General features: G+C 40.2%; 9 protein-coding genes and 1 pseudogene. 7 read left to right on the top strand and 3 right to left on the bottom strand.

The features are described from left to right. Window positions 1–40: 40 nt before the first annotated feature. The 4 genes from UYC_RS0101025 to UYC_RS37375 all read left to right on the top strand — a co-directional run bounded on the left by UYC_RS0101025 (window position 41) and on the right by UYC_RS37375 (window position 4140). A complete protein-coding gene (locus tag UYC_RS0101025; RefSeq protein ID WP_016877537.1) occupies window positions 41–844 on the top strand; it encodes an iron-containing redox enzyme family protein in 804 nt (267 codons plus the stop codon). Window positions 845–1366: 522 nt separating this feature from the next. Further along, on the top strand, window positions 1367–2527 hold the full coding sequence (gshA, locus tag UYC_RS0101020) for a glutamate--cysteine ligase (protein WP_016877536.1): 1161 nt from the start codon (window positions 1367–1369) through the stop codon (window positions 2525–2527). 690 nt (window positions 2528–3217) lie between these two features. Further along, window positions 3218–3763 carry a pentapeptide repeat-containing protein gene (locus UYC_RS0101010; protein ID WP_016877534.1) on the top strand — a complete coding sequence of 182 codons (546 nt, stop codon included), beginning with the start codon at window positions 3218–3220 and terminating at the stop codon, window positions 3761–3763. A gap of 200 nt (window positions 3764–3963) precedes the next feature. After that, complete coding sequence (locus tag UYC_RS37375) at window positions 3964–4140, top strand: hypothetical protein (RefSeq protein WP_157171197.1); 177 nt, start codon at window positions 3964–3966, stop codon at window positions 4138–4140. A gap of 74 nt (window positions 4141–4214) precedes the next feature. On the opposite strand, the pseudogene UYC_RS39290 reads toward UYC_RS37375, so the two are convergent. Further along, window positions 4215–4882: pseudogene (locus UYC_RS39290) on the bottom strand (IS1634 family transposase); the annotation flags it as partial. A 970-nt stretch (window positions 4883–5852) separates the two neighbouring features. Then, window positions 5853–6464, bottom strand: coding sequence for a DUF924 family protein (locus UYC_RS0100995; protein ID WP_016877532.1), 612 nt, complete (start codon window positions 6462–6464; stop codon window positions 5853–5855). Between the two features lie 272 nt (window positions 6465–6736). Between UYC_RS0100995 and UYC_RS36200 the strand changes: the two genes are divergently transcribed. Then, window positions 6737–7042, top strand: a complete 306-nt coding sequence (locus tag UYC_RS36200) for a hypothetical protein (RefSeq protein WP_016877530.1) — start codon at window positions 6737–6739, stop codon at window positions 7040–7042. A gap of 821 nt (window positions 7043–7863) precedes the next feature. Here the strand turns inward: UYC_RS36200 and UYC_RS37365 are convergent. Further along, window positions 7864–8025, bottom strand: a complete 162-nt coding sequence (locus UYC_RS37365) for a hypothetical protein (protein ID WP_016877529.1) — start codon at window positions 8023–8025, stop codon at window positions 7864–7866. A 273-nt stretch (window positions 8026–8298) separates the two neighbouring features. Here UYC_RS37365 and UYC_RS39280 point away from each other — a divergent pair, with 273 nt between their 5' ends. Further along, window positions 8299–8454: a hypothetical protein gene (locus tag UYC_RS39280; RefSeq protein ID WP_016877528.1), complete on the top strand. Its 156-nt coding sequence runs from the start codon at window positions 8299–8301 to the stop codon at window positions 8452–8454. A 7-nt stretch (window positions 8455–8461) separates the two neighbouring features. Then, a complete protein-coding gene (locus UYC_RS0100970) occupies window positions 8462–9193 on the top strand; it encodes a gamma-glutamyl-gamma-aminobutyrate hydrolase family protein (protein WP_016877527.1) in 732 nt (243 codons plus the stop codon). Window positions 9194–9813 lie beyond the last annotated feature (620 nt).

Raw genomic sequence — 9813 nt, 5'->3', positions numbered from 1 at the left:
ATGAAGAGATAGTTTCTAAAAAACAACAGAGGAAATAAAAATGACAAATGTTACATCTACAACTGCCAGCGTTTACGAAGCTTTGGATGTGAATGAACTGGAAAGAATATGCGTTAAGCATGCATGGGTCGTTGAGCCTATTTTCAATGCTAGCAAGGCTGTACAGGAAATGCCATTTTTTGAGTGGGTAAGTGAGATAAAATCACCACTGCAATTTAAACCTGCTGCAGTACAACTATTTTACCATTCTGCAACCTTTCCCAAGGTAATGGGTTTAATGCTTGGCACAACCCCAATGTCTGAAAATCATATGATGCCGTTCTATGCAAAGCATGCCTATGGGGAGGCCGATCATCATGAGCTGTTAATGCACTGGATGCTCAGGCATAAGCTGTTGAATAATCGCAAAGAAATTGAAAATGTCGTTCCCACACCAGAGACAAATGCTTGTGTGAATCTAGCGTATCAGCTTGCAATAGAGCAGGATCGTGCTAAGTGGGTGGTTACTATCAATAGTGGGATTGAACGATGTTCCAATGAATTCTTTAAGGTAGTAGCACCTAAGATGCACGAACTTGGTGCAGGCGATACTTACTTTGATATCCATGTGGAAGCTGATGAACACCATAGCATCATGGGCATGGATTACATTGAGCCAGAAGATCCTGAATCGCCAAGAGGGCGACAATTAATTGCAAAAGCTTTGGAGGGAATTACTCTCTGGGCAGCAATGCTGCATTCTTGGATTGACGTAGAATTATTTCCAACATTTAACTTGGATGGTACGCTGAAAAAACGTGGACGGAATGAGGAGAATATTCAGAATATGTACATTATTCGCTGAAAAATTGAGGAGTTCCACCAGTAATTAAAGCGACGAACTGGGGTTGAACATCAATGACCCTAATATCCAAACCGCCAAATTCTCAGGCATTGCACAAAATAGAAATGACTCTTTTAGGGTAGGCATCTTGCCTACTCTGAAAACATAACGAATTATATTTATCGTCTCGCAGTTCCTGAAAGTTTGTTAAGCAATATGGAATGATTTGAACCGATCGGTCGTTTTATGAGGCGATGGTCTTACTCGCAATATTGTTGAGGTGCTTGTTCTGTTGGAGTTCAGATTAGAAAATGGCGGCAGAGGGCGTGCTGTCGATACTTACTGAATGCAATAGTTGCTCTTAAGAGAAGTTTACACCAAATTTTATAACAGATATTAAAGCTATTGCTATCTTGAAAAAGCTAGCTCTCAAAATAAATCGAGTGTTTAAAATCTAGCAAGAATTTTTGTCTTGCTGTTTAAGGTACTTAAGGTACTTATGGGTATGAGAAGAGATACAAATCAACTTATATGTAAAAAAATATGTTGTTATTGAAAGGTTTTGAAGTTGAGATTTACACGGGTACAACTCAAGGTGATATTGTAGGAGTTTCTGATAAGATTGTGGCTGCCTTGGACGGATTTACGCAGGAGCCAGACAGCCGCAATGTAGAATATATAACCGCACCCTTGTACAAATATAAGCAATTGTTGTTTGAGTTGGTACGTCCTAGATTGGAGCTGCGAAAGTATTTAAAGCGTATAGGTAATTACACGCTAGTTCCTGGAAGTACTTTATCTTTAGGCAATAGCGAATCCTTCTACCGTTCTGATCCCAGCAACTCTTACCATACCTACATTGAGCAGACCTACGGTACTAACGTTGTCACTACTAGCATTCATATTAACATTGGTATCAGTGACCCAGAATTGTTGATGCGTGCCTATCGCCTGATCCGTGTAGAAGCACCACTGTACTTGGCCTTAAGTGCTTCTTCTCCGTTTCTGGATGGCTGCGTTACGGGGTATCATTCCACTCGCTGGAAAATTTTTCCAAAAACTCCCAATAATGTTCCTCTTTTTGAAAGCCATGCTCATTATATAAAGTGGACAGAAGACCAGCTAGCAGATGGGACGATGCAAAATGTACGCCACCTCTGGATATCAGTTCGACCCAATGGTAATTGCCGTCCCTACAATCTTAACCGACTAGAACTAAGAATCTGCGATCTGATTGTAGATCCTATTGCCTTGCTTGCCGTCACTGCTTTGCTAGAAGCCCGGCTCTGGCAGTTAATAGATGACCCAAGCTTAGACCCACTAGAAAGGAGCATATTTTCAACAGCGACACGATCGGAAGATTTGCTTGCCATAACTAGTGCGAATGAAGCAACCGTTTCTTGCCAGAGCCTGGACGCAGAATTGAGACATTGGCAAGATGGTAGAAAAATTTTCGCTCGGAATTGGATTGAGGAAATTTACCAAGAAGTTTGGCTGATTGCTAAAAAAAAGGGCTTCAGCTTCTTCCTCTCACCCATTCAAAAAATTCTCAGGGAAGGAAACGAAGCGCAGCGGTGGTTAAAAATGCATAAGCAGGGTCTTGACAGTCGGAGTATAGTTATTCAAGCAATCCAAAATATGGTTCAGCAAGAAATAGAGCTAGAGGAGAGGTATTGTCAACTTAAACCTGCTTTGACAAGGTGAAGCGCTCTATTTCTCCATATCAAAGATAACAACTCCGTTGATGCAGCTATCTTAATACCAGCTAATCTTTCTTTTGTCACTCTAGGCAGAGGAAAAGTAGAAATAGTCCTCCCAAACGGGCTAAGATAGATGATTGCAGAAGGTATTGATAATGCCAATCAAACTGGGAAACCCAAGAGAAAGTTGCGGAAGTGGAAATACTTCAACCAAGGTTTAATTTAATTGAAAAGAACACATATGTTGAACGTTAAGATGCAAATAGTTTAGGAGATTTTTCCAACCATGATTTTGATCCCACCAAGGGTGTTTGGAAAATCTTTCTGAAACATTTTTTCTAATTTGTTCAATGTATTTGAATGGAATCTTAACATTATATACTGTCCTCAAATTACTAACTGAATTATCTAATGAAGATCTTGAATTTGTTAAGGGATACATCCCTAAATCCCTAAAGCTTCAGTTCAGATTGCTCTGCACTAAAAACAAATCAAAATGCATTATGTTCTGCATAACCTCTATTAAGGAGTGGGTACAGGCAGATACTTCTAGGATACGGTGTTAACTGTTCCTAGCTTTAAATTTTTTCATTACCTATATTATTGCAGCAGTTGCTGTACTCTTAAATCGTCTAAAAACTACTAACCAAAAACTGTTGACGTACTTAGAACTATAGGATGTAGAAGTAGAATTATGGAGCGTCAGGAATTGATCGAACTGTACAAGAAGGGGCAAAGATATTTTGGTAGGTTTGATTTGAGAAGCATGGACTTGAGTAATGTTGATTTGAGTGGTGCTGACTTCACCAATGCCCTAATGAACTCCTGTCTTATCGGAGCTAATCTGGCTGGAGCTGATTTGACTGGGGTATCCTTTGCTAAAGCCAGTCTTGTTTATGCTAATCTGACTAAAGCTATTCTTAGAAAAGCTAACTTATATTTTGCCAGTTTTAGGTGTGCCGATTTAACTGGAGCTGATTTAAGAGGGGCTAATTTGGAAAATACCGAACTCGTACAAGCCAATCTGTCTGGTTCTGATCTGCGAGGTGCTAATTTGGTAGGTACTAAACTTATCGGCAGCAATCTTACTGGATGTGACTTGAGAGAGACTAATTTGAGAGGTGTCAACTTGTGTGACGCAAATTTAAGTCAGGCGAACTTGGAAGGAGTTAGTCTGAGAGGTATGTATTTCTGCAACACTATCATGCCAGATGGAAGTATTCGGAATGATAACTGTTGAACTCAAGGCGGTTGATAAGTTTGTGTTACAGAAATTCTCAGAACCACCATTGATGGTTGCAAATACCGAAGACTAAAAGATCAGCAGTACAAAGCAGTTGACTAACTCAGCTTGCAGGTTTTTAGAAAAGTGTGCTCAGTAACCATACCAGTTTAATACGAGAGTAAAACGAAAGCGCTCCAGTTCTTAATATCCATAGGATGCCATTCACAACCGTGCAGTGGTCATTATTTGGCTTGCCTGTTCGCGGTTTTTATGGTACTGGTAACGGTTTTAAGCGTTCCCACTGTTCGTTACTTAAGTCTCCTCGATTCACCATTGCAACAAAGCGATCGCATCCTTTTTCAGGATATAACGAGTTTGAAAATACGCCCTAGTGCTAATGTTGCAGGTACTCATGATACCTAGCACAAGGAATCCATTTGTTAGATGTTGTTATTACAGTAAAGTTTGCATTTGCTACAAACAAAGTATCTATCTCCCACTGCTGCCTAAACTTTTTGAGAAGCAGAGCAAACGCTGCTTAGTCGGCTTCATTCCCATCTGCCACTTTTAGACATAAGGGAATGTCTCTATCTCCACTGCACATCAAGTCCACTTGGAATTTGTTTGAGATCCGGTTGATGATCTTGTGAGTAACCATAGGTAATTTCAATTGCCCCTGTCTGTTCTGTCTCTTCATTCTTTTTGCTGGCGTACTCTCCATGGATGTGAAATCAACTGGAGTCCAGGTACAAGCTATCCTTTTTTACGCCAAACTTTTTGGCTGCATCCGTTGCTAGCGTGACGAATAGTTGTGTTAGCCCCGCCTCATATAGTTGTCCAACACTCTGCCCAAACGGTTCATTTAGAGATTCTGGACTTATCCCCTCACCCAATAGATTCTCTGTTGCTTGACCCACAAAAAACTTTTCACGCCGGGTACAATGGCGCACTGACTAAACCCAAGCCATTCAGAATCATCGCTTTTACCGCTTGACCTAGAGTGACTATTTTTTGGTGATAAGTACCTGGTATTTGGTTGATTTGCTGTACCAGACACATTTAGTCAATAATGCCTGCCATTATGCCGTAGTGGTCAATATCTTGTACTCTGATTTCTGAGACTGATGATCTCATGAATAAAAAATACCATTAATCTCCTCGCTTACCTGCGGAATGTAAGTTATGAAGTAGAAAAGCTTAAGTTCAGCCTTAACATCCTAATTATCGCTGGTAAAGACGATTCTAAATTGGCAAGCTAAATGAAGAACATTCAAGTTGTTATTGAGGAAGTCTTTGTTAAGCAGGTTAACAGCGCACGCAGTAGATCTACTGTCTAGGCATTACTATTGTGCCCACAGCACACACATATTTTTAAGGGACTGATAGTAATATCACTACCAAAGTAGATCAACCTCAAACGCAACAAGCTTCTTAGTAAGTACTTTGTTTCAAAGGGGCCAGCAAATGAAAAATATCCTTCTAGTGATATCTTCAAGGAAGAGCTATTCTGGTAAAAAATCCTTGATTACAGCCAATTTCACCTAAAAATTTTCCAGTGATTAACGCTCTTCTTAATAAATGCGAGCAAAGAATAATAGACTAAAAGTCTCAGAACCATGAATCAGTTTACTCTCTATCTGCTTAAAAATTGCTGATTGTAATCTCTAGTGAGACTGATATGTTATCATTAATAATAGTTATGAAAGCTTCCTTTGCGGGAAAGACCAAAACTTTGGGTTAACAATGGACTCAGTTAGTGTCGGAAGTGGAAGCAAAGAAAGTTATAGCAACGATAGAAATGGGTAATGTGCGTCTTTTCCATAGATTCTTACAGTTTAAGCTATTCTTTAAGCAAGGTGTGGAACCTGTACTGTAAGCGATAGACCTCAAACTTGCTGCCTTTCCTCAGCAATAATTAAGTTATCGGCATCATGAATTAACGCACAATTACCCAAGTGCTTCATCTGGAGGCTTTTCTATCTTTTATGGTAAAGGTTACCTGCTTGTTCCATATATCAGTTTATAGTTGAACAAGCGACTCTCAGTCACTTCCACTTTTTTAGGAGTGTATCACTCGGGGCAATTATCAGCCTCCTATGTGGAACTAGAATGATGAGCCTGGTTGCTTCAAAAACTCTGCTTCCTCTGGTGTTGTAGTTCGACATAGAATGTTGTTGCGATGAGGAAAACGTCCGAAGCGCTCGATGATCTCTAGGTGTCGGACAGCAGATGAGGTAATGTACAAGCTATCTGGATCATTGCCGAGTTTGGAAAACAGCTCAACCGACCGTCGCTGATCATTGAGGTTCTCGCTGTGTTCAAAGGGTAAGTAGATAAACCAACGATGTATCGACGGTAGCTTCTGATCAAAGCCTGTAGCGACAGCATAGTGAGCTAAAGAGAGAGCTTGTGGATCAGTTGCATAGGTTTGGGGATGACCACGAAACATATTTCGTGGAAACTGATCTAGTAGGATGATTAATGCCAAGCAACTCTCGGGTGTTTCTTTCCAGTGGTCAAGCTTGCCCATTGCAGCTTTCCAATAGTCTTTCTGAAAGCGGTTTTGAATCTCCCGATCAAATTTTGGATCTTTAGCAAACCAAATTGTGCGATTTTTTCCGTAATCTGTTTCTTCTTTTCTTCCAAACCAAAAATCCAAAATTTCATCAACTTGTAACATTTCATCAACTTGTAACATTTCATCAACTTGTAACATAAGTACCTCCTAAGTAGTACGTAGTTCATCAAGATTAGGTATAAACGAGGCATTGTCAAGTTAATCGAGCAGTTATCCACAAAGACACTATTCTGCCTGGAGACAAGCAATAGATGGGATTAGGCAACAACTTGAGTCCCAGGCAACTTTTGCCAATAGCGATATTTATGAGCAGGGAGTAAGTGATATTTGGGGTGAAAGTGTTGTCTAATCAATGGAACTCCAGGGCAAACTGCTGTCCAAACTTCTGACATCACGCTCAATATTGCCTCATGGCTCACATCAATCCCCCAGTACAGCAGCAGTTTTTGCACGTCCCCATAACTCAACGGGAAGGCACAATACAACCAAACTGCATAGCTGATGATTTCTGTGGGAAAGTTTTGATTTCTGACTTACACTCAGCAACCACCTTAACTGCATTCTCAGTAACTGAGATATCTATATGTACATCTTTAAGCATTAACACCAGGGAGTTCCAGTTTCAAATGTACGGTATCTTCGGTTTTGTGGAGTCGGATACTGGAGCTTTGGTAAAGGTTGGTGCTTGGAAATCTTCAAGAGCTCCGTCGATTTGACATTGCAGTGTGTTCAATTCTTGCCAGGGGTTGTAACATACTAATACCATAACTCGCTCTTATGATTCCTAATTAATTATTTATTGACTTCAGGATTTTATTGCTTTGATTCTTATATTATTGATGATTTCAATGATTGAAAATACGGTTAATAGCACCTAATAAATTGATGATTACCGTCCGATAATTTTCGCATAATCAAAAGTAGTAGAATCATGTATTTATTAGTACGGTAAACCCAACAATTAGAGAATATAAGCTAATAGAGAAATGTCTTAATCAGGCTTTAAAATAAAGCTGACCAAGAAGGTAGTCAAGTCCAAAAATAATGCAAATATAAAATCAATTGCCGTCAACTGATAACCCCACCTTCCGCAGGTTCCTTAGGTCAAGAGATAACATTTTCGGCAAGGACACTCCTGAACTGGAGAATCCAAAGTCGTTCATCGGTAAGATTGGCAATCTAGGGAAGAGCTAGCGAAGATACCATAGCCAATTGTCAAGTGCATGGCTGTTTCAACGCGTAGTTTTGGTCAAACGGCTACCTCTTTTTAACAACATCCTAAGCAAGGTGCAACAGTTTTCGTGCAGCACACTTTCATGGGCTTGCCCGAAGCCCTCAATCGCTTGTACAAGGTTTTAATGATTGGATTACTCTGAGGTGTACTTAAGGTTGCTAGATAGAGAGCAGTTCGTAGTCGTGTCTGACCAGTATGTCCAATCGCCCCTTTATGGCCATCCATTAGTACCAGATTGAAAAAGTGTAGGTGAAGCGCCAGCATAAGCTGTCACTGCAAGAGCTGTTTCACAAGTGGTAAAGTTTAGGTTAGGGTTGTTACTAACAGCCAAGCAGCAGTGAGCCAACCGATACCCTTAATACTTTGCAGCAGTTGGGTAGAATCAGCCCACTGTTGGTCTTGATTAAGTGCTTGCCCAATCTCAGCTTCTACTTCCAGTAACTGTTGCTTAAGGTTTTCGACCAATGCTTACATCCGCGATCACACAACGAGAGAATGAGCATTACAGACTCGGTTCTAGCGACATTATGCTTCCAGTCGCGGCAAGATTATGGGTACAACGACATTGAACTATACGGTTTAGTTTGCCCCTTGTGTCACCGATGCTATATTTACCCCATTTAAACAATAGACTGGGAAAATTTTTTGAGGAAACATTAATGGCATTACTCAATAGCGTAGAAAAAGTCCAAAAAGTTCACGCTTGATGTCGGCGATCTTAAACCTTTAGTCGAACGAATGCTTGATGCAGAATTGATTACAAATCAAGAACTCGAGCAACTCAAGATCGGCGTGAGCAGTCTAGTACATTTGGTTAGTGCTTACAGCGATCATCAAGCAACACTGGCTAAAGCACAACCTGCAACAAACCTGCTAGACAAAATACTTAAATAGCATCAAGATGAGTAGCAAATCTCGAAAAGCATTGATTGGCATTACAACTTACGGTCGGCAAGCAGCATTACCATTTTCTCTACCAAGCGAATATATAGATGCAGTCCGTGCCGCAGGTGGCATTCCCATATTATTACCGCCAGGAGAAATTGAGCCTGCCATACTTCTAGATCCTTTGGATGGTTTAATTATCTCCGGAGGTGGAGATATTGACCCTGTTTGCTACAACGGTTTTGCTCATCCTACGATTTATTCTGTCGATGCTGAACGTGATGCTTTTGAATTGCAACTTGCCAAGTTTGCTCTTGAACGTCATCTGCCGATATTGGGTATTTGCCGGGGTTTACAAATTCTCATCGTCACCTGTGGGGGTACTCTGATTCCTCACATTGGTGATGTCTACGGTACATCTGCATTACATCGTCTAGAACCTGAACCTGGACGATGTTTACCGACAGAACATCTCGTCAGAATAGATATAAAAAGCCGTTTAGCTAACTGTGTACAGAATTCTCACATATCTGTAGTTTCTTTGCATCATCAAGCAGTAGATAAAGTCCCACCTGGTTGGCAGGTTGTTGCTCATGCCCCAGATGATGGGGTCATTGAAGCTGTCGAGCATGAACATCATCCTTGGGCAATTGGGGTGCAATGGCATCCTGAGCTTTCAACTCTTAATCCTAGTCATCAAAGAATTTTTCAAGCTCTCGTTCAGGCTGCACATACCCAACAAAGCTAACTGAGAAATTAAAGTATTCTTAAATATTTTAGTCAGCAATTAAAACTTGTGACGACTACCAAAGTGCCATTTAATTAACACCTGATTGTGGCAGTGAAATTTTATATTTTAAACCTATGGCATATATCCAATTAATAGCCACCGACAGTTTATAACGCTTAAATATAGCAAAGTTTTTATATGTTTAAATCTAGCTCAAATCAAAAAGTGATACTAGCTTTGTTGTTGCTTTTACCAGTTCCGAGCCTTGGTGTTGCCACTTAACCCTGTTTTGTCACTTTCGCGGTAGTATAATAACTTACAAACCCTAGAACGTAAATATAAAGCATAGTAGAGCCTCGTCCACCCATACAAACAATCAAATTTGTGGACGAATATTGCCAGTGGTATAAAAACTTGTTTTCCAATGTTAGGAGGTATGAGGCTTTTGAGTATATACGTATAGCAACTGTCTTAAAAGTCAATCCCCCTGCCATAAAATTCCAGAACCAGATGTTAACTGACTTTTCCCGTTAAGTCGTGAAACAACGGAATAGCAAGGGTTTCACAATATATTTGATTCTCAACAACTTAATTTTAATGACAATAAATCACTCAAGAATAGGGCTTTGGGCTAAGAG

Origin of the sequence: Chlorogloeopsis fritschii PCC 6912, assembly GCF_000317285.1 — a bacterium.
In the GTDB taxonomy this organism is placed as follows: Bacteria; Cyanobacteriota; Cyanobacteriia; order Cyanobacteriales; family Nostocaceae; genus Chlorogloeopsis; species Chlorogloeopsis fritschii.
This window is presented reverse-complemented; position numbering and strand designations above follow the sequence as displayed.

Bases quoted from the DNA above. Each gene is read 5' to 3' on its own strand.
- UYC_RS0101010 (WP_016877534.1), top strand. From the start codon at position 3,218: ATGGAGCGTCAGGAATTGATCGAACTGTACAAGAAGGGGCAAAGATAT.
- UYC_RS0101025 (WP_016877537.1), top strand. From the start codon at position 41: ATGACAAATGTTACATCTACAACTGCCAGCGTTTACGAAGCTTTGGAT.
- UYC_RS0100995 (WP_016877532.1), bottom strand. From the start codon at position 6,464: ATGTTACAAGTTGATGAAATGTTACAAGTTGATGAAATGTTACAAGTT.
- UYC_RS0100970 (WP_016877527.1), top strand. From the start codon at position 8,462: ATGAGTAGCAAATCTCGAAAAGCATTGATTGGCATTACAACTTACGGT.
- UYC_RS36200 (WP_016877530.1), top strand. From the start codon at position 6,737: ATGGCTCACATCAATCCCCCAGTACAGCAGCAGTTTTTGCACGTCCCC.
- UYC_RS39280 (WP_016877528.1), top strand. From the start codon at position 8,299: ATGCTTGATGCAGAATTGATTACAAATCAAGAACTCGAGCAACTCAAG.
- gshA (WP_016877536.1), top strand. From the start codon at position 1,367: ATGTTGTTATTGAAAGGTTTTGAAGTTGAGATTTACACGGGTACAACT.
- UYC_RS37375 (WP_157171197.1), top strand. From the start codon at position 3,964: ATGCCATTCACAACCGTGCAGTGGTCATTATTTGGCTTGCCTGTTCGC.